Raw genomic sequence first — 18,151 nt, forward strand, 5'->3', positions numbered from 1 at the left:
CGCGGTCCCCCTCCCCGTTCCGGGGAGGAATTAGGGGCGTTCATGCAGGTTGGCGGCGATGCGTTGCGGCTTCTTCGCCCGATCCCACCAGGCGCGCTGGATGTAGAGCTCGATCCGCTCGCGCGCGCCGGTGCCGTAGCGGACCAGCAGCATCGGGTAGTTGCGATAGTGATCGGTCTGCCAGAAGGTGTCGGGATCGGTCTCGAACAGGATTTCCTTCTCGGGATTGGTCACCGCCAGCGCGAAGCTGCTGTTCTCGCGGCCGGGGGACAGGAAACCCTTGCCGTTGATCTTGGGGCAGGGCGTGCCCCACCATTTCTCCACCGTTACGTCGGGGAGAGAGCAGGCATAGGCGACGGCATCGTCCCAGTCATGCATCGCGGCGCTTGCCCCGCATCTCGTTCCACCAGGCGATGCGCTCGGCGATGCGCTTTTCGTGGCCGCGATCGGTGGGGGTGTAGAAGGTCTGGGGGGCCATCTCCTCGGGCCAGTAATTGTCGCCGGAGAAGCCGCCCTCGGCATCGTGGTCGTACTGATAGCCCTTGCCGTAGCCGATCTGCTTCATGAGCTTGGTGGGGGCGTTGAGGATGTTCTGCGGCGGCATCAGCGAGCCGGTCTCCTTGGCGGAGCGCCAGGCGGCGCCCTGGGCCTTGTAGGAGGCGTTCGATTTGGGGGCGGTGGCGAGATAAAGGCAGGCTTGCACGATCGCCAGCTCGCCCTCGGGGCTGCCCAGGAAATCGTAGGTGTCCTTGGCGGCGATGCACTGGACCAGCGCATTGGGGTCGGCGAGGCCGATGTCCTCGACCGCGGCACGGACAAGGCGGCGCAGCACGAACAGCGGCTCCTCGCCGGCGGTGAGCATGCGGGCGAGATAGTAGAGCGCGGCCTGGGGATCGCTGCCGCGGATCGACTTATGGAGCGCGGAGATGAGGTTGTAATGCCCCTCGCGGTCCTTGTCGTAGACGGCGACGCGGCGCTGGAGGAAATCGCCCAGCGCGGCCGGATCGAGCGGCTCGGGGAAGCTGACCGAGAACAGGGTTTCGGCCTGGTTGAGCAGGAAGCGGCCGTCGCCGTCGGCGCTGGCGACCAGCGCGTCGCGGGCTGCGGGAGTGAGGGGGAGGCGGCGTTCCTCCAGTTCCTCGGCACGGTCGAGCAGCTTGCTCAGCGCCTTGTGGTCGAGCCGGTGGAGGATCAGCACCTGGGCGCGGCTGAGGAGCGCGGCGTTGAGCTCGAAGCTCGGATTTTCGGTGGTGGCGCCGACCAGCGTGACGGTGCCGTCCTCGACATAGGGGAGGAAGCCGTCCTGCTGGGCGCGGTTGAAGCGGTGGATTTCGTCCACGAACAACAGCGTCTTGCGGCCCAGCCGGGCATATTCGCGGGCTTCGGCGAAGACCTTCTTCAGGTCCGCAACCCCCGAGAAAACTGCGGAAATCGCGACGAAGCGCAGGCCCACGGCATCGGCGAGCAGGCGGGCGATCGTGGTCTTGCCGGTGCCGGGCGGACCCCAGAGGATGATCGAACTGAGCTTGCCCGCGGCGACCATGCGGCCGATCGCGCCCTCGGGGCCGGTGAGATGCTCCTGGCCCACTACTTCCTCCAGATGCCGGGGGCGCAGGCGATCGGCGAGGGGGCCGCCGACCGGTGCCTCGGCGGCGGTGGGTTCGGGGTCTGCGGCGAAGAGGTCGGACATCGGTGGATAGATAGGGCTTCACGCCGATGTTCGCAAAAGTTGCGCGGAAGGGGGTTACATACGCTATTTCAAGATATATCTTAGACGCATCTAGACTCATATGGGAGCGAACGCGCGATGCGTATCCATTTTCATCATCACGGCCGGGACGACCGGCATTGCGGCCCGCGCCATCGCGGCTGGGGTCGCGGATTAGGCGGCGGCTATGGCGGCTGGGGCATGGCCGAGGGGCGCGAAGGCGGCCGCGGGCGGCGCATGTTCGACGGCGGCGAGCTGCGGCTGATCCTGCTCAAGCTGATCGAGGAGCAGCCGCGCCACGGCTATGACCTGATCCGCGAGATCGAGGAGCGCTCCGGCGGCGCCTATGCGCCCAGCCCCGGCGTGATCTATCCGACGCTGACCATGCTCGACGACATGGAGCTGATCGAGGAGCGGAAGACCGAAGGCGCCAAGAAGCAGTTCGGCATCACCGCCGCGGGCCAGGCGCACCTGGCCGAGCGCGAGGCCGAGGTGGAGGCGCTGTTCGCGCGGCTTGCCGAACTGGGCAGCGTGCAGGCACGCACCAGCGGCGGCCCGATTCGACGGGCGATGCACAATTTGCGGTCGGTGTTGCAGGAGCGTCTTTCTTCCTCGGAAGTTGACGGCGACACGTTGCATCAGGTCGCGGCGATCCTCGACGAAGCCGCGCAGAAGATCGAACGGCTCTGAGGCGCGGGTGCCCCGGATCGACATTTTGCGGCGCCGGCTCGGGATCGTGCCGGCGCCCACAACAGAGGAAAAGCCCATGACGATCGCCACCGTGACGGCCTCCGCACATGTGCAGACTGCGAACGCCAGCAAATATCTCCAGCAGCTCTGCAAGCATTGGGAGCATAATCTTCAAGTGGAGTTCACGCCCGAGAACGGGACGGTGATCTTCCCCAGGGACGCGCGCGGGGCGGACCATCCCGGCGACGCGGTGGTGACGTTCAACGCGGTCGAGGACGGGCTGGACGTGCGGATCGACGCCTCGTCCGAGGCGCAGCTTGCGGGGCTGAAGGATGCGGTGGCGCGGCATGTCGACCGCTTCGCGTTCCGCGAGGGGGCGCTGGCTTATGACTGGCGTTAGGTTGTGTCTATCTCGGGCTGGGTGAGCGGCTGCGAAGCAGCCGCGCGGAGCTGCGCTCCGCTCTACCCCTCTCCAAGCTGCGCTAGGCGCTAAAGCGCCAAGCTTCGCTATCCTCTCCCCTATCAAGGGGAGAGGAGGTGCAGGGGCGATTACATGTTGCGGGATCGCAACTAAATCGCGGCCTCGCGAATAATTCCCTCACATTTCCCCGGCTTTGCCGCTTTGTGCATTGCCCGCGCCGCGCGAATGTCTTTCTATCCTCCCATGGCCAGGCCGGAAAACCGGCGGTGCTTTGGAGGGATGGATGGAGGATCGCGGTTCGGGCAGCCAGGTGGTGAAGCGTGTCGTCGTCGCGGGGGGCGGCACGGCCGGATGGGTCGCGGCCACGGCGCTGGTGCGGCACCTGGGACCGCTGCTCGACATCACGCTGGTCGAATCGGACGAGATCGCCACCGTCGGCGTGGGCGAATCGACCGTGCCGACGTCGCGGACGTTCCACAACCTGATGGGGATCGACGAGCGCCGCTTCATGAGCGCCGCCCAGGCGACCTTCAAGCTCGGCATCGAGTTCCGGAACTGGGGCGCGATCGGCGATCGCTACATCCACTCGTTCGGCACCACCGGCAAGCGGCCGAACTGGATGGCGGACTTCCACCATTTCTGGCTCCACGCCAAATCGCAGGGCTTTGGCGGCGACCTTTCGGACTATTATTTCGAATTGCAGGCCGGCGAGGCGAACCGGTGCTCGACCGAGAGCCAGCCGCCGCTCAATTACGCCTTCCACATCGATGCGTCGCGCTATGCCCGCTTCCTGCGCGGCCTGGCCGAGCCGGCGGGAGTCAAGCGCGTCGAGGGCAAGATCCAGGAGGTCGCGCTCGATCCGGAGACGGGGTTCATCGACGCGCTCGTGCTCGAATCGGGCGCGCGCATCGAAGGCGATTTGTTCCTCGACTGCACCGGGTTCCGCGCGCTGCTGATCGAGCAGGCGCTGGAGACCGGCTTCGAGGATTGGGGCCAGTGGATCACCACCGACAGCGCGGTCGCGGTCCAGTCCAGCTCGATCAATCCGCCCCAGCCCTATACCGCCGCGATCGCGCACGAGGCCGGCTGGCGCTGGCGCATCCCGTTGCAGCACCGCGAGGGCAACGGCGTGGTCTTCTGCAGCGAGTTCCTGTCGGCCGACGAGGCGCGGGCCAAGCTGCTCGCCGAGATCGAGGGGGAACCGCTCGTCGAGCCATGGCTGGTGCGCTTCAAGACCGGCATGCGGCGCAAGGCGTGGAACCGGAACTGCGTCGCGCTCGGCCTGGCCGGGGGGTTCATCGAACCGCTGGAATCGACCAGCATCCATCTGATGAAGATCGCGGTGACGCGGCTGATCGAGGATTTCCCCTTCGACGGATGCCATGACGCGCTGGTCAACCGCTTCAACCAGAAATCGCGCATCGAATTCGAGGGCATCCGCGACTTCATCATCCTCCATTATCACCAGACCGAGCGCGACGATTCGGGCTTCTGGCGGCGATGCCGGACGATGGAGATTCCGGATACGCTGGCGCAGCGGATCGCGCTCTTCCGTGAGAGCGGCATGGCATACCAGACGCAGGACGAGCTGTTCCGGGTCGATTCCTGGGTGCAGGTGCTGCAGGGCCAGCGGCTGGAGGCGCGCGGCCATCATCGCGTCGCGGCGATGATGCCGGAGCAGGATCTCCGCCGGGCGCTGGACGAACTGCGGATGCGGATCGTGGGCGCGGTCGCCGATCTGCCGGGCCATCCGGAGTATCTGGCGCGTTACTGCCCGGCCGAGACGTCCTGAGCCTCCAGCTTTCGGCTCCCGGGCTGGCGGGCCGCTTGCGATGCCTTGGCTCTTGTGCCGGTCGATCCGCCCTTCGCTAGTGTCGGATTCAATCGATTGGAATCGGTTTTCCCCCGGCCTTCGCCGGGGAAGGTGCTTCAACCAGGCGGTTTCATGCGCCGGTTACGCGCCATATGACATTGCCCAGATCATCCGCGATCAGCAGCGCGCCGGTCCTGTCGATCGCGAGGCCGACGGGGCGACCGCGCGCATGGCCCTTGCCGTCGAGGAAGCCGGTGACGACGTCCTGCGCCTTGCCGCTGGGCTTGCCGCCGCTGAAGGGCACCCAGACGACCCTGTAGCCGTTGAAATGGCCGCGATCCCAGCTGCCATGCTCGCCGATAAAGGCGCCGCCGCGATAGGCGGGGGGCAGGCTGGCGCCGGTGTAGAAGGCCATGCCCAGCGGCGCCACATGCGAGCCCAGGCTATAATCGGGCGGGATCGCCTTCGCGACCATGTCGGGCCGCTCGGGCTTGACGCGCGGATCGACATGCTGGCCCCAATAGCTCCACGGCCAGCCGTAGAACGCACCGTCGCGCACCGAAGTCATATAATCGGGCACCAGATCCGGACCCAGCTCGTCGCGCTCGTTGATGACGGCCCATAGCTGCCCGGTCTCGGGATTGAAGCTCAGCCCGTTGGGATTGCGCAGGCCCGTGGCATAGGCGCGATGGGCGCCGGTCGCGCGATCGACTTCCCAGATGCGGGCCCGGTCCCGCTCGGCCTCGATCCCGTTCTCGGTGATGTTGCTGTTCGAGCCGATGCCGACATAGAGCTTGGTGCCGTCCGGGCTGGCGACGAGGCTCTTGGTCCAGTGATGGTTGATCGGGCCGCCCGGCAGCTCGGTGAGGACGGTGCCAGGCGCGGTGATCCGGGTCTGGCCGGTGGCATAGGGATAGCGGACGATCGCGTCCTTGTTGGCGACGTAGAGGTCGCCGCCGACCAGGGCCACGCCGAAGGGGGAGTTCAGGTGATCGAGGAACACCGTGCGCAGCTCGGGCTTGCCGTCGCCATCGGCATCGCGCAGCAGCGTGATCTGGTTGGCGCCCTGCACCTTGCTGTGGCCGAAGCTCTGGACCCAATCGACCACGATATCCTTTGGCCGGGAGACCGGTTCGCTGTTCCCCTTGGGCTCGACCGCGAGGATATCGCCGTTCGGCAGCACGAAGATCGAGCGCACGTCCTTGAAGCCGCTCGCGAATGCGGCGACCTTCAGCCCCTGCGGGACCATGGGCGTCTGATCGCCCCAGGGGATGGGCGGGGCGATGCGCATCGGCGGCAGCAGATACTGGTTCTGCGCGGGCAGGCCGGGATTGGGGCCGACCTGCGCATCGGTGGGGCCGCCGCCGCCGCAGCCGGCCAGGGAAAGCGAGGTGCTGCAAAGCGCCACTATCGTCGATGCACGCATCACCGGGCCTCCTGCCGCGCTTCGAGTGCATAGCCGAGCCAGCTCGTCACCACTGCGAGCAGCGCGACGATCGCCGACAGGATCAGCCCGGTCGGCACCACCGACGTCCAGGCATCGCGGCTGTGGACGAAGCCGTTGACCAGCGCGAGCAGCAGCATCGCCGCCGTGGCGAGGCTGTGCGGCCAGGGCCGCTGGCGGCGACCGCGCCTGCGGTTCGACACCGCATCGACGATCCCGACAAGTGCCGCCAGCACGCCCATCAGCACGCCGCCGGTAATCAGCCAGATGGAGAAGTTCGCCCACATCATCTGCGCGGTGTTCGCATAGGTGATGTCGGTGACGAGCGCCGCGGTGAAGAACGCCAGCGGATAGGCGGAGAGTATCCCGTGGATCGGATGCGTCCGGAGGGGAGCAGGGGACGGAAAGGCGGTAGCCATGCGCGGTGGTCCTGCGTCTGGAGGAGTGCCGCTGCTACGTATGAGAAGCGTAGTTCGTTCCGCCGGGATCGATCCCGCAACCGGCTTCGGTGCGCCCGTCAACCCGCCGTTCGGCGCGCCATCATTTCCAGATAGGCGTCGAGCACGGCCTGGTTGATCGAATCCCACACATAGGCTTCGGCCTTGGCATGGCCGGCGGCGCCGGCGGTGCGGCGGAGCTCGGGGTTCTGGATCAGCCGGGCGATCGCGTCGGCATAGGCGCTGACGTCGCGCGGGGGGACGAGGAAGCCGTTGACGCCGTCCTCGACCAGATCGATCGCGCCGGTGGCGCGCGCGGCGACAACGGGGACGCCGCAGGCCATCGTCTCCAGGGTCACGTTGCCGAAGGTCTCGGTGACGGAAGGATTGAACAGCACGTCCATCGAGGCGACGGCGCGGCCCAGCGCATCGCCGCGCTGGAAGCCGGCGAACGCGGCCTCGGGCACGCGCTCGGCGAACCAGCCGCGCGCCGGGCCGTCGCCGATGACGAGCACGCGGTGCGGCACGCCGCGCTCGGTGAGCGCGTTGCAGACGCCGGCGAAGATATCGAGGCCCTTTTCCAGCACCAGCCGGCCGAGAAAGCCGATCGCGAACTCGTCATCGGCGATGCCGAGCGACCGGCGCCATTCGAGGCTGCGCATCCCCGGGTTGAAGCGATCGTGGTTCACGCCGCGCGACCAGATGCCGATCGGCGTGGTGACGCCCCATCCGCGGATCATGTCGGCGGTCGACTTGCCGGGGGTCACGACCTGGTCGACGCGATTGTAGAAGCGGGTCAGGCCCTTGATTATCAGCGGCGCGAGGAAGCCGAGATGATAATAGCTGGGATAGGTCTCGAACCTGGTGTGGAGCGAGGCGAAGGTGGCGATGCCGCGCTTGCGCGCCCAGGTCACCGCGCGGTGACCCAGCACTTCGGGGGCCGAGACATGGACGATGTTGGGGGCGAACGCCTCCAGGTCGCGGCGGATGCCGGCGGGCAGGCTGACCGCGAACTTGTATTCGGCGCGGCCGCCGGGGACCGGGAGCGAGGGCACGCTGACCAGATCGCCCGCGGGCTCGAACGCCGGGGTGCTGGTGGTCGGCGAATAGACGCGGACCTGCACGCCCTGGCGCAGCAGATAGTCGACGAGCAGGTTCAGCGCCTGGTTCGCACCGTCGCGAACGTAATTGTAATTGCCGCTGAAGAGCGCGACGCGAAGGTCGGAGGGTTGCATTGGTCGCGGCGCATAGCGGGCGGGGGAGTGGGGGGCAAGATTTTGCGTCCGGCGTCGATTCCTCGCCCTGGAACAATTCAGAGGCGACGCGGGGCGTCCATTCGCTGGTGCAGAATACGAACGACAGCGATCCCATAGCGCGTCTGCCGGAAATAGATGACATGCTGCTCGACGTTCCGCCGACGATAGCCGGGCCGGATAGTCGCGCAGCTTTGGGATTGCAGCGGAGCTTCGGCCAGGCTGGCGCAGGCCGCTTCGATAAGATCGGTGTAGCGGAGCGCCTGAGGCAGTCCCCATTGCGCTACAGTGTAATCGAAAACCCCGTCCAGATCGCGCTGTGCCTTCGGACTGAGCCGATATTCAGCCATGCTGCGCGGCTTTGCGCTGCTTGAAGGCGCCAAAGTCGAAGCGCTCCGGCTCGCCGCTCTGTTCGCCCTCCACGATCGCCTGGCGAATGGTCTCGAGCTCGAAACTGCGCTCCTGCTCGCGGCGGATCAGGTCGCGGATCGCCTCGCTGTCGTTGGTGTAGCTGCCGGCGGCGATCTGCTCCGCGATCCAGGCATCCTGCTGCTCGGTAAGCGTGATCGTCTTGCGCACGGTTCCCATCGCTCCAGCTCCAGTTAAAATGAGATCATCATATTATTGGTGCAATTTAGTGCGGTTCGGAATGGTGGGCAAGAACCGTGAAATGCGACCTTGTTCCCTTCCTGTTCTCGCGGTATGTCCTTGCCCATGGCGAAGCCCCAGAAGCGTTATGTCTGCCAGGCCTGCGGGTCGGTCGCGTCGAAATGGGCGGGGCAATGCGCCGATTGCGGGGACTGGAACACGCTCGTCGAGGATGCCGGCGGCGTGGTGACGCCGTTCCAGGCGCGGCATAACCTCCAGTCGGGCGGGCGGGCGATTCAGCTCAGCGGGCTGAACAGCGACATCGCGTTGCCCGAGCGGATGGCGACCGGGATCGCCGAGCTCGACCGGGCGCTGGGCGGCGGGTTCGTGGAAGGATCGGCCACGCTGATCGGCGGCGATCCGGGGATCGGCAAGTCGACATTGCTGCTCCAGGCGGCGGCGAAGATCGCCACGCGGGGGCTGAGCGTCGCCTATGTCTCGGGCGAGGAGGCGGCGGACCAGGTGCGGCTGCGGGCGCGACGGCTGGGGCTGGGCAATGCGCCGGTGCAGCTCGCGGCGGCGACTTCGGTGCGCGATATCCTGACGACGCTGGGGGAGGGTGCGCCGCCGGCGCTGCTGGTGATCGATTCGATCCAGACGATGCATTCGGACCTGATCGAGGGCGCGCCGGGGACGGTGAGCCAGGTGCGGGCGAGCGCGGGCGAGCTGATCCGCTTCGCCAAGGAGCGCGGCACGGCGCTGGTGCTGGTGGGGCATGTCACCAAGGACGGCAGCATCGCGGGGCCGCGCGTGCTGGAGCATATGGTCGATACCGTGCTGGCCTTCGAGGGCGAGCGCAGCCACCAGTATCGCATCCTGAGGGCGGTCAAGAACCGCTTTGGCGGCACCGACGAGATCGGCGTGTTCGCGATGGAGAGCGAGGGGCTTTCGGAAGTCTCCAATCCCTCTTCGCTGTTCCTGACCCAGCGCGACGAGAGCGTGACGGGGACGATCGTGTTTCCGGCGCTGGAGGGGACGCGGCCGGTGCTGGTCGAGGTGCAGGCGCTGACGGTGCGGCTGGCGAGCGGCGCGACGCCGCGGCGGGCGGTGGTCGGCTGGGATTCGGCGCGGCTGTCGATGGTGCTGGCGGTGCTGGAGGCGCGGTGCGGGCTGAGCTTCTCGTCGTGCGAGGTGTATCTGAACATCGCGGGGGGATACCGGGTGCAGGATCCGGCGGCGGACCTGGCGGTGGCGGCGGCTCTGGTTTCCGCGCTGGCCGAGCGGCCGATGCCGGCGGACGCGGTGGCGTTCGGCGAGATCGCGCTGTCGGGCGAGGTGCGGCCGGTGGCGCATGGGGCCTTGCGGTGCCGGGAAGCGGGCAAGCTGGGCTTCGCGCGGGCGCTGGCGCCGGTGACGCAGGCCAAGGACAAGGGCGGGCTGGAGATCGCGGGGTTCCGGACGCTCGGGGCGTTCGTGGACCATCTGCTGGGGCGGTAGGGGTAGGTGGCGGCAGTGTGTCCGCTTCTGGTCACACGGAGGGACTGGCTGCCATCCAGGAAGAGGCTGTTGGAGATCGTCAATGCGCAAGGTAGGGTCGGCCCGCTCGCGCCATGAAGCTCCGGGCACGATTCTTCTTGTCGGGGGGCGATATGGCGACGGTCGAGGCACGATCCTACGAACCATCGCTAACGCGCACGCTGACCTTGCTGCCGGCGATGGCGCTGATCGTGACGAACGTCGTCGGCACCGGCATCTTCACCAAGACGCGCGCGATGACCTGCAATGTCGGCTCGCCCTGGCTCGTCCTGCTCGCCTTCGCGGCGGCGGGCCTGCTCACCCTCGCGGGCGCGCTCACCTTCGCCGAGCTGGGGGCGATGCTACCGCGCTCCGGCGGGCACTACACCTATATCGGCACCGCCTTCGGCCGCTTCTGGGCCTTCCTGTTCGGCTGGATGGAGACCCTGCTCGATGGCGCCGCCAGCGTCGCCGCGATCGCCATGGTCTTCGCGATCTTCCTGAACGACCTGACCGGGGGCGCACTCTCTTCAGGCGAGGTGCTGCTCGCCACGCTCGCGACGATCGGCGCGACGACGTTGCTGGCAAGCGCCTCGATGCACGCGAACGGCAGAGTCGTCGCCGTCATGACGGCCCTGAAGCTGCTCTTGATCGCAGGGATCGGCGTGGCCGCCTTCTGGGTCGCGGATGGTTCGTTCGCGCATTTCGCCGGCAATGCGGCGGGCGCGGCATGCGCGGACGTGTCGCTGAGCGCCAGACACGGGATCGCCGGGTTCGGCGCGGCGATGATCGGCGCCTTATGGGCCTATAATGGCTGGGCTGACCTGTCCTTCGTTGCCGAGGAGGTCCGGCGGCCGGGCGTGACGCTGCCGCGTGCCATCATCGGCTCCAGCCTGCTCGTCATCGCGCTCTATCTTCTCGTCAACCTCGGCTATTTCTTCGCACTCGACCCGAAAACGATTGCCGGCCTGCCGGAAACCGCCTCGGTGGCCGGCGCGGTCCTTTCGCGATTGTTCGGCGCAGGCGGCGCATCGCTGCTGATCGTCGCCATGATGATCTCGACCGCCGGCGCCCTTCACTCGACGTCGCTGTCGATCGCGCGCATCCCCTTCGGCATGGCCCGTGATGGCCTGCTGCCGGCATGGCTGGCGGCTGTCTCGCCGAGGAGCCGGGTGCCGGTTCACGCCACGCTTCTGGTCGGCCTGTGCGCCGGCCTGTTCGCGCTCTCCGGGACATTCGACGCGCTGACCGACATGATCGTCTTCGCGCTGCTGTTCTTCAACGGGCTGGGCGTCGCCTCCGTCTATGTCCTGCGCCGCTCGCTCCCGCGGCTCGACCGTCCCTATCGCGTTCCCGGCTATCCTTTCGTGCCGGCGGCCTTCCTGATCGTCAGCGCCGCCTTGATGCTGAACACGTTGATCACGGCACCTGCCCGGGCTCTGATGGGTGTGGCACTCGTCGCAACGGGCGTTCCCGTCTACCTGTTCTTTTCGCGGCGTTCGCGGGCGGTTGCGGCATGGGATGATGACCGCTTTTCAGGCGGCATCGAAGATCTCTGATCGGCTGACTTCGGGGGCGATGGCGGCCTTCGCCGGCGAGGAGATTCCGCACTGCCATGCAACGCTGCCCTCAGGGGGAGTTGGCGCCGCGCCGCTTCCGCGATAGGTCGCGCATCGGGAGGGTGATTGCGTGACCGGACTGGACATCATCGTGCTGATCGTGATCTGCGGGGCGGCCGTGCTCGGCTTCGTGCGCGGGTTCGTGACCGAGGTGCTGGCGTTCGTCGCCTGGATCCTGGTCGTGGTGGCGATCAAGTTCTTCCATACGACCGTGACCGGGTGGCTCACCGGGCTGATCGGGACGGAGCAGGGGGCGGCGGTGCTTGCCTTCGCGATCCTGGGCGGCGTGACCTATTTCGCCGGGCGGCTGCTCGCCAACAATCTGGGATCGCGGATGCGCGACGGCTTCCTGGGGCCGATCGACCGGGCGCTGGGGCTGGGCTTCGGTGCGCTCAAGGGGCTGATCCTGGTGAGCGTCGCCTTCCTGCTGCTGGTGCTGGTGTTCGATACCGTGGGCGGCGGGCGTTCGCAGCGGCCGGACTGGATCACCAAGTCGATGACCTATCCGATGCTCGACGCGACCAGCGCGGGAATCGCGGATTTCGTCGACCGGCGGCGCAAGGGTGAGCCGGTGTTCGGGGAAGCGGAGCCGGACGACCGTGAAGCGAATGCGAGCGCGCCGAGGTAATTCGGTGCAGGGCCTCGCATCTCGGCGCCCGGTCCACTAAGTCCCGGGCATGAACGCGCCGCTCTACAATACCCAGATCCTGCGGCTCGCCGCTTCGATTCCGTTCCAGGAGCGGTTGCCGGCGCCCGCAGTAACTTCCGAGAAGCGCTCGCCGGTGTGCGGGAGCCGCGTGACCGTCGATATCGACATGGCCGAGGGCCGCGTCTCGGCGGTGGGGATGCTGGTGCGGGCCTGCGCGCTGGGCCAGGCTTCGGCGGCGCTGATGGCGGCGCATGTCGTGGGGCGGACAGCCGGGGAACTGGCCGAGGCGCGCGATCAGCTGACCGCCTGGCTGGCCGGCGAGCGTGCCGAGCCGCCCGAATGGCCGGGGTTCGAGCTGTTCGTGCCGGCATTGCCGCACCGCGCGCGCCACCCCTCGATCCGGCTGGCGTTCGAGGCGGCCGCCGAGGCTGCGGCGCAGGCGGAGGCGGGCTGATGGAGGGGCATGCGGACGGAGGACTCTCTCTGCTGACCGACGCCGTGCCGATGCTCGGCTTCGCGCTCGTCTTTGTGCTGGTGTTCCGCCGGCTGGGGCTGGGGCAGACGCTGGGCTTCCTGGTCGCGGGCGCGGTGATCGGGCCGCAGGTGCTGGGGCTGGTGGGCGATGCCGAATCGAAGCTGGGCATCGCCGAGCTGGGCATCGCGCTGCTGCTGTTCCTGGTCGGGCTGGAGCTGAGCCCGAGCCGATTGTGGCGGATGCGTCGCGACATCTTCGGGCTGGGTCTGATGCAGGTGTCGCTGTGCGGGCTGGCGCTGGCCGGGCTGGTATGGGCCGCGACGCAATCGACGCTGGGCGCGGCGCTGGCGCTGGGCCTGCCGCTGGCGCTGTCTTCCACCGCGCAGGTGCTGCCGCTGCTGCAATCGGCGGGCCGGCTGCGGACTCCATTCGGCGAACGAGCCTTCGCGATCCTGCTGTTCCAGGATCTGTCGATCGTGCCGCTCATCACGATCGTCGCGGCGCTCTCGCGCAATCCGGCCGACCAGAGCGGGCCGCCGGGATGGCTGCTGGCGGCCTATACCGTCGTCGCGATCGTCGGGCTGGTGCTGGTGGGGCGCTTCCTGCTGCGGCCGCTGTTCCAGCTGATCGGCAATCTGGGCGAGCGCGAGATGTTCGTCTTTGCCGGGCTGTTCGCGGTGATCGCCAGCGCGGCGCTGATGGAGGCGCTGGGGCTGTCCGCCGCGCTGGGGGCGTTCATCGCCGGCGTGATGCTGGCCGATTCGCCCTATCGGCACGAGCTGGAGGCGGACGTCGAGCCGTTCCGCGCGATCCTGCTGGGGCTGTTCTTCCTGGCGGTGGGGATGTCGCTGGACCTGCGCGTGATCGCCGCGAACCCGCTGTTCGTGGCGGGCATGGCGCTGGCGCTGATTGCGATCAAGGCGGCGCTCATCATGGGCATGGCGATGCTGTTCGGCGCGAAGCTGCGCAATGCGTTCGCGCTGGGCGTGCTGCTGAGCCAGGGCGGCGAATTCGGCTTCGTGCTGTTTGCCCAGGCGCAGAAGGCGATGCTGATCGAGGGGCAGGCGGCGAGCATCTTCGGCGCGATCGTCACGCTGTCGATGGCGACCACGCCGTTCCTGATGATGGCGACCCGCAGGATGCGCGCCGAGCCCGCGCGGAGCGCCGCGCACCTCCAGACGCCGCAGCATGACGGCAGCAACGCAGTGCTCGTCGGCTATGGCCGCTTCGGCCAGACGGTGGCGCAGATGCTGATCGGCCAGGGCATCCCGGTGACGCTGGTGGATACCGATGTCGAGATGATCGAGACCGCCGGCGATTTCGGCATGAAGGTCTATTATGGCGACGGCACGCGGATCGACATATTGCGCCAGGCCGGTGCCGACGATGCCGAGCTGCTGCTCTTCTGCCAGGACGGCGACAATCTGGACACCGAGGCGCTGGAATCGATCCACCACGCTTTTCCCAAGGCGAGCATCCTGGTGCGCGCCTATGACCGGCGATCGGTGATGAAGATGAAGGGCGCGCCGGTGGCGGGGATCGTCCGCGAGATGCTGGAGAGCGCGATCGTGATGGCGCGGCGGGCGATGGAGGCAGTCGACGTCGACGGGGCCGAGATCGACAAGACCGAGAGCGAATATCGTCGCCGCGATGCCGCGCGGCTCGATATCCAGAAGGAGACCGGCGATCTCTATGCCGCGCGCGATCGCATGTTCAGCCAGGGGGCAGGGGCGGCGGCTGCCGAATCGGACGTGAATCCGCGGTGAAGAACCGGCCCTTCCGCGTCCGGATGGGGTTCGCGGTGGCGGGGATGCGCGCATGCTGGCGCGGCGAGGCGAGCTTTCGGACCCAGGTGCGGCTCGCAGGCATCGCGCTGGCGGTGCTGATCGTGCTGCGGCCGGCACCGATCTGGTGGGCGGCGGTGGCGCTGAGCTGTGCGGCGGTGCTGGCGCTCGAGCTGCTCAACTCGGCGATGGAGGCGGTGATCGACCGGCTGCATCCCGAGATCCATCCCGCGATCGGACTGGCCAAGGACATGCTGGCGGGCGCGGTATTGACGACGAGCATTGCGGCGCTGGCCGTGGGGGTGGCGATGGTGGCGGATGCGGGACCGCGCTTCCTGCGCGAGATCGGAGCTTGGTGATGCGGATTGCTATGGTGCTGGCGGCGCTTTCGGGCGCGCTCGCGGTGGCGGCGGGAGCGTTCGGCGCGCATGGCGCGAGCGGCGAGGCGGCGGAATGGCTCAAGACCGGCGGGCATTACCAGCTCGTCCATGCCGTGGCGGCGCTGGTGGCGGTGCGGATGCAGGCGAAGGGGCCGGCCTGGCTGTTCGTCGCGGGGGCCATGCTGTTCGCGGGGACGCTGTACCTGATGGCGCTGGGGCTGCCGCGCTGGCTGGGGGCGGTGACGCCGCTGGGCGGGACGGCGATGATTGCGGGATGGCTGTGGCTGGCGGTGCGAGCGGCGCGCAGCGGAGAGTGAGAGGAGAAGACATGGTGCGTGGTCTGATCGCGTTCGGCGCGATGATGGTGCTTGCCGCCCCGGCGGCGGCGCAGAATTTCGGGCTGGACAGGCGCGACGCCAATTTCGGCGAGCGGCTGACGCTGATCGACGAAAGCCAGGCGCCGGTGATCGGCCCGGACGATCCGGGGCTGGCGGGCAACAAATCGGGGTTCGAGAACGGTTTCACGTTGAAGCTGGGCGACACCTATCACCTGTTCATCTCCGAGATGTTCGGGCGGCCGCATCTCGACCTGCGCATCGCGCACTGGACGAGCAAGGACGCGATCCACTGGACCCGCAAGGGCGTGGTGATGGGGAGCAAGCCCGGGCGCTCGGCGGAGAATCCCTTCTCCGAGGTCTGGATGCAGACGGTGATCTTTGACAGGAAGACCGATCGCTGGAACCTGTTCTACATCGCCTATCGCGGCGGTAGCCCAGCGCATGGCGAGGCGCTGAACATGGATTACGAAGGCGTCGCCCGCCGCGCGGTGGCGGAGGTGCCGGGGATCGAGGGCATCGACGGGCCGTTCAAGGATGCGGGCGTCGCGATGGCGCCTGGCGGCAAGGATGCCGCCCTGTGGGAGGGGCAGCAGGGGCTCGATTCCTTCTTCCCCTATCCGGTGGGCGACAAATGGGTGGCACTGCACGGCAGCCACAATCATTTCCCGGTCGCGCCCTGGCAGGTGGGCGTCGCGACGGCGCCAGGCATGGATTCGAGCGTCTGGACTCGCGTGCCGAGCGAGCAGCCCTCGCCGATCGAGGGACTGTTCATCGAGAACCCGATCGTGAACCGCCTGCCCAACGGACATTATATCGCCGTGTACGACGCCAATCATTTCGCGCCGAACCAGCCCGAGATCGCGGCCAATCCAGGCAATTCGGTGGGCTACAGCATCTCCGAGGACGGTATCCACTGGCACCAGGGCCGATCGCTGGTGGTGCAGACGACCGAGGCGAGCAACTGGGCGTCGGATCTCCGCACGCCGCTGGGGCTGGTGCCCGAGGGCGATGGGATCTTTACCCTGCTCTACACGGGCAAGATGAAGGACAAGCCGTTCTGGGCGATCGGGCGGGTGCGGGTGAAGCTGACCGGCGATTGAGCGGCGGCGCTTCCGATTATTCGGCCACCAGCTTCGCGAGGCCCGCCGCGACGGTCGGGTGATAGCCCGCCTTGGCCGCTTTGTAGAGCTGGCGGGCGATCGGTTTGCCCCAATCGCCCTGCGCCATCAGCCCGCGATAGACCGGATAGATGAGCAGGCCGCGGCCGACACTCGTAGCGAAAGCGCGGATCGAGGGGATCGCGGGATCGTAGCGGTTGGCGATGGCGAGCTCGGCCCAGGCGGAGCGGACATAGGCGTTGCTGGAGGCGGACAGGCCGAGCGTCTCGTCCAGTTCCTTTAGGCGCTCCGGGCTCTGCTGGCGGGGCAGGCCATTCAGGAAGCGGAGCCATTGCTGGGTGCTCCAGCCCTGCGGCTGGACGGCGGAAACGGGACCGCCGGCCTTGACCGTCGCCAGCCTGGCATCGACCGCGGCAAGCGTGGCGGACGGGATGTGTACTGCATTGTCGGGCAGCCCCGGCTGATAGGCCCAGCGATCGAGCTGGAGCTTCGCCTCCAGCGCCGCGTCGCCCTTGATGAGGTTGGCGCGCAGGTCCGCCAGGAAGCCGGCGGTCGTCTGGGGCTGGAAGGCGTGGCGATCGAAATAGGATTTGAGATACGCGTCCCAGCGCGCGCGGCCGACGGCGCGCTCGATCGTGCGCAGGAAGGTCGAGCCCTTGAAATAGTCGAGCTGGCCGGCGGTGGCGCCGGGATCGCCGTGGAGGCGGGTGGTGGGGGCGTCGGCGCCACCGGCCTCGGTGATGTCCTTGTTCAGGCCGTCCCAGTCGAGATCGGCATAGATGGCGGCGCGATCGGGGCCGTAGACCGCCTCCATGATGCGGTTCTCGAAATAGGTGGTGAAGCCCTCGTTGAGCCAGCTATCCGACCAGGTGGCGTTGGTCACGAGGTTGCCCGACCAGCTATGCGCGAGCTCGTGCGCGACGACATCGGTGTTCGAACGGTCGCCGGTGACGATCGTGGGGGTGAGGAAGGTGAGGGTGGGGTTCTCCATCCCGCCGAAGGGGAAGCTGGGCGGCAGGACGAGCATGTCGTAGCGACCCCAGCGATAGGGGCCGTAGAGCGCCTGGGCGGCGTCGATCATCTTCTCGACATCGCCGACTTCGTGCGCGGCGGCGTCGAGCTGCGAGGGCTCGGTCCAGACGCCCGAGCGGGGGCCGGTGGCCTTGAAGGCGAGATCGCCGACCGCGAGCGCGATCAGATAGGGCGGGACGGGCTTGTCCATCCGGAAATGGAAGGTCTGCCAGCCGGGGCCGGCGGGCGTGCCTTTCGCGCCGTCGATGCGCTCGCCGCTCATCACCGCGACCAGATCGGCGGGGACGGTGATCGCCGCCGACCAGGTCTGGCGGATGCCGGGGCTGTCCTGGGTGGGGATCCAGCTGCGGTTGTTGATCGGCTGGCCCTGGCTGAAGAGATAGGGCCTGGCCTTGCCGGCGGTGAGCTCGGGCGCGAGCCATTGCAGTGCCGAAGCGCCGGGCTTCGAGCTGTATCGGATGATGATCCGCTGGGCGCCGTTAAGCTGGATGGTGAGCGCGGAGCCCAGCTCCTTGTCGCGTTCGCCGAGCGTGAAGGGCAGGGGCTTGCCGGCGGCATCGGTGATCGCGGCGATGTCGAGATCGTCGGCGTCGAGGACGATCTCCTTCGCGCCCGGCGCGGCGAGGATGTCGAGCCTCGCGGTGCCGGACATGGTCTTCGCGGCGAAATCGGCGCGCAGGGCGAGATCGACATGGGTGACGCGGGCGATCTCGGGCCGGGCATGGGTCCAGACGTCCTTCGCCTCCGGAGCGGTGAGGATCGGGGCGACGGGCGCGGTCTGGGCGAGGGCGGAGCTGGTGGTCATGAGCGCGGCAAGGGCCGGGAGGAGGATATTCATGACGTGCTGCTATGCCGATCGCGGCCGGACGGCAACCGCTCCCCAATCG

General features: G+C 67.8%; 19 protein-coding genes. 11 read left to right on the top strand and 8 right to left on the bottom strand.

Annotated features, from left to right (window positions below; all coding sequences use genetic code 11):
- Nucleotides 1-30 precede the first annotated feature (30 nt).
- The gene (locus HB724_RS02320; protein ID WP_213979284.1) at nt 31-378 is read right to left on the bottom strand and encodes a hypothetical protein; all 348 of its coding nucleotides are present in this window, start codon (nt 376-378) and stop codon (nt 31-33) included.
- Complete coding sequence (locus tag HB724_RS02325; protein WP_213979285.1) at nt 371-1,690, bottom strand: replication-associated recombination protein A; 1,320 nt, start codon at nt 1,688-1,690, stop codon at nt 371-373. Before HB724_RS02325 ends, HB724_RS02320 begins: the two co-directional genes overlap by 8 nt.
- 117 nt (nt 1,691-1,807) lie before the next feature.
- Here HB724_RS02325 and HB724_RS02330 point away from each other — a divergent pair, with 117 nt between their 5' ends.
- The 3 genes from HB724_RS02330 (at nt 1,808) to HB724_RS02340 (ending at nt 4,611) form a co-directional block, all read left to right on the top strand.
- Nucleotides 1,808-2,398 (top strand): PadR family transcriptional regulator, encoded by a 591-nt coding sequence (locus HB724_RS02330; protein WP_213979286.1) that lies wholly within the window; start codon nt 1,808-1,810, stop codon nt 2,396-2,398.
- Nucleotides 2,399-2,474: 76 nt separating this feature from the next.
- Nucleotides 2,475-2,798, top strand: coding sequence for a DUF2218 domain-containing protein (locus tag HB724_RS02335; protein ID WP_213979287.1), 324 nt, complete (start codon nt 2,475-2,477; stop codon nt 2,796-2,798).
- A 304-nt stretch (nt 2,799-3,102) separates the two neighbouring features.
- A complete protein-coding gene (locus HB724_RS02340; RefSeq protein WP_213979288.1) occupies nt 3,103-4,611 on the top strand; it encodes a tryptophan halogenase family protein in 1,509 nt (502 codons plus the stop codon).
- Between the two features lie 151 nt (nt 4,612-4,762).
- On the opposite strand, the gene HB724_RS02345 is transcribed toward HB724_RS02340, so the two are convergent.
- From HB724_RS02345 to HB724_RS02365, 5 genes are all read right to left on the bottom strand, one after another.
- The gene (locus tag HB724_RS02345; protein WP_213979289.1) at nt 4,763-6,058 is read right to left on the bottom strand and encodes a sorbosone dehydrogenase family protein; all 1,296 of its coding nucleotides are present in this window, start codon (nt 6,056-6,058) and stop codon (nt 4,763-4,765) included.
- Complete coding sequence (locus HB724_RS02350; protein WP_213979290.1) at nt 6,058-6,495, bottom strand: DUF2231 domain-containing protein; 438 nt, start codon at nt 6,493-6,495, stop codon at nt 6,058-6,060. The genes HB724_RS02345 and HB724_RS02350 overlap by 1 nt, the downstream gene beginning before the upstream one ends.
- 98 nt (nt 6,496-6,593) lie before the next feature.
- Nucleotides 6,594-7,748 carry a glycosyltransferase family 1 protein gene (locus HB724_RS02355; RefSeq protein WP_213979291.1) on the bottom strand — a complete coding sequence of 385 codons (1,155 nt, stop codon included), beginning with the start codon at nt 7,746-7,748 and terminating at the stop codon, nt 6,594-6,596.
- A gap of 77 nt (nt 7,749-7,825) precedes the next feature.
- Nucleotides 7,826-8,116 carry a type II toxin-antitoxin system RelE/ParE family toxin gene (locus tag HB724_RS02360; RefSeq protein WP_213979292.1) on the bottom strand — a complete coding sequence of 97 codons (291 nt, stop codon included), beginning with the start codon at nt 8,114-8,116 and terminating at the stop codon, nt 7,826-7,828.
- Nucleotides 8,109-8,354, bottom strand: coding sequence for a type II toxin-antitoxin system ParD family antitoxin (locus HB724_RS02365; protein WP_213979293.1), 246 nt, complete (start codon nt 8,352-8,354; stop codon nt 8,109-8,111). Before HB724_RS02365 ends, HB724_RS02360 begins: the two co-directional genes overlap by 8 nt.
- Nucleotides 8,355-8,480: 126 nt before the next feature.
- On the opposite strand from HB724_RS02365, the gene radA reads away from it, so the two are divergent.
- From radA to HB724_RS02405, 8 genes are all read left to right on the top strand, one after another.
- On the top strand, nt 8,481-9,851 hold the full coding sequence (radA, locus tag HB724_RS02370; protein ID WP_213979294.1) for a DNA repair protein RadA: 1,371 nt from the start codon (nt 8,481-8,483) through the stop codon (nt 9,849-9,851).
- Nucleotides 9,852-10,003: 152 nt separating this feature from the next.
- On the top strand, nt 10,004-11,428 hold the full coding sequence (locus tag HB724_RS02375) for an amino acid permease (protein WP_213979295.1): 1,425 nt from the start codon (nt 10,004-10,006) through the stop codon (nt 11,426-11,428).
- Between the two features lie 130 nt (nt 11,429-11,558).
- Nucleotides 11,559-12,116, top strand: coding sequence for a CvpA family protein (locus tag HB724_RS02380; protein WP_213979296.1), 558 nt, complete (start codon nt 11,559-11,561; stop codon nt 12,114-12,116).
- A 49-nt stretch (nt 12,117-12,165) separates the two neighbouring features.
- Complete coding sequence (locus HB724_RS02385; RefSeq protein WP_213979297.1) at nt 12,166-12,591, top strand: iron-sulfur cluster assembly scaffold protein; 426 nt, start codon at nt 12,166-12,168, stop codon at nt 12,589-12,591.
- A complete protein-coding gene (locus tag HB724_RS02390; protein ID WP_213979298.1) occupies nt 12,591-14,378 on the top strand; it encodes a cation:proton antiporter in 1,788 nt (595 codons plus the stop codon). The genes HB724_RS02385 and HB724_RS02390 overlap by 1 nt, the downstream gene beginning before the upstream one ends.
- Nucleotides 14,375-14,755: a diacylglycerol kinase gene (locus HB724_RS02395; protein WP_213979299.1), complete on the top strand. Its 381-nt coding sequence runs from the start codon at nt 14,375-14,377 to the stop codon at nt 14,753-14,755. Before HB724_RS02390 ends, HB724_RS02395 begins: the two co-directional genes overlap by 4 nt.
- Nucleotides 14,755-15,093: a DUF423 domain-containing protein gene (locus HB724_RS02400; protein WP_213979300.1), complete on the top strand. Its 339-nt coding sequence runs from the start codon at nt 14,755-14,757 to the stop codon at nt 15,091-15,093. The genes HB724_RS02395 and HB724_RS02400 overlap by 1 nt, the downstream gene beginning before the upstream one ends.
- Nucleotides 15,094-15,104: 11 nt before the next feature.
- The gene (locus HB724_RS02405) at nt 15,105-16,214 is read left to right on the top strand and encodes a hypothetical protein (protein WP_213979301.1); all 1,110 of its coding nucleotides are present in this window, start codon (nt 15,105-15,107) and stop codon (nt 16,212-16,214) included.
- 16 nt (nt 16,215-16,230) lie between these two features.
- Here the strand turns inward: HB724_RS02405 and HB724_RS02410 are convergent, their stop codons facing one another.
- Entirely contained in the window at nt 16,231-18,102 is a 1,872-nt protein-coding gene (locus HB724_RS02410; protein ID WP_213979302.1) for a M1 family metallopeptidase, read from the bottom strand.
- Nucleotides 18,103-18,151 lie beyond the last annotated feature (49 nt).

The sequence above is a fragment of the Sphingomonas sp. dw_22 genome, assembly GCF_018449795.1.
Classification (GTDB): Bacteria; Pseudomonadota; Alphaproteobacteria; order Sphingomonadales; family Sphingomonadaceae; genus Sphingomonas.

Coding starts and splice junctions, on each gene's coding strand:
- HB724_RS02320 (WP_213979284.1), bottom strand. CDS start 378: ATGCATGACTGGGACGATGCCGTCGCCTATGCCTGCTCTCTCCCCGAC.
- HB724_RS02325 (WP_213979285.1), bottom strand. CDS start 1,690: ATGTCCGACCTCTTCGCCGCAGACCCCGAACCCACCGCCGCCGAGGCA.
- HB724_RS02330 (WP_213979286.1), top strand. CDS start 1,808: ATGCGTATCCATTTTCATCATCACGGCCGGGACGACCGGCATTGCGGC.
- HB724_RS02335 (WP_213979287.1), top strand. CDS start 2,475: ATGACGATCGCCACCGTGACGGCCTCCGCACATGTGCAGACTGCGAAC.
- HB724_RS02340 (WP_213979288.1), top strand. CDS start 3,103: ATGGAGGATCGCGGTTCGGGCAGCCAGGTGGTGAAGCGTGTCGTCGTC.
- HB724_RS02345 (WP_213979289.1), bottom strand. CDS start 6,058: ATGCGTGCATCGACGATAGTGGCGCTTTGCAGCACCTCGCTTTCCCTG.
- HB724_RS02350 (WP_213979290.1), bottom strand. CDS start 6,495: ATGGCTACCGCCTTTCCGTCCCCTGCTCCCCTCCGGACGCATCCGATC.
- HB724_RS02355 (WP_213979291.1), bottom strand. CDS start 7,748: ATGCAACCCTCCGACCTTCGCGTCGCGCTCTTCAGCGGCAATTACAAT.
- HB724_RS02360 (WP_213979292.1), bottom strand. CDS start 8,116: ATGGCTGAATATCGGCTCAGTCCGAAGGCACAGCGCGATCTGGACGGG.
- HB724_RS02365 (WP_213979293.1), bottom strand. CDS start 8,354: ATGGGAACCGTGCGCAAGACGATCACGCTTACCGAGCAGCAGGATGCC.
- radA (WP_213979294.1), top strand. CDS start 8,481: ATGGCGAAGCCCCAGAAGCGTTATGTCTGCCAGGCCTGCGGGTCGGTC.
- HB724_RS02375 (WP_213979295.1), top strand. CDS start 10,004: ATGGCGACGGTCGAGGCACGATCCTACGAACCATCGCTAACGCGCACG.
- HB724_RS02385 (WP_213979297.1), top strand. CDS start 12,166: ATGAACGCGCCGCTCTACAATACCCAGATCCTGCGGCTCGCCGCTTCG.
- HB724_RS02390 (WP_213979298.1), top strand. CDS start 12,591: ATGGAGGGGCATGCGGACGGAGGACTCTCTCTGCTGACCGACGCCGTG.
- HB724_RS02400 (WP_213979300.1), top strand. CDS start 14,755: ATGCGGATTGCTATGGTGCTGGCGGCGCTTTCGGGCGCGCTCGCGGTG.
- HB724_RS02405 (WP_213979301.1), top strand. CDS start 15,105: ATGGTGCGTGGTCTGATCGCGTTCGGCGCGATGATGGTGCTTGCCGCC.
- HB724_RS02410 (WP_213979302.1), bottom strand. CDS start 18,102: ATGAATATCCTCCTCCCGGCCCTTGCCGCGCTCATGACCACCAGCTCC.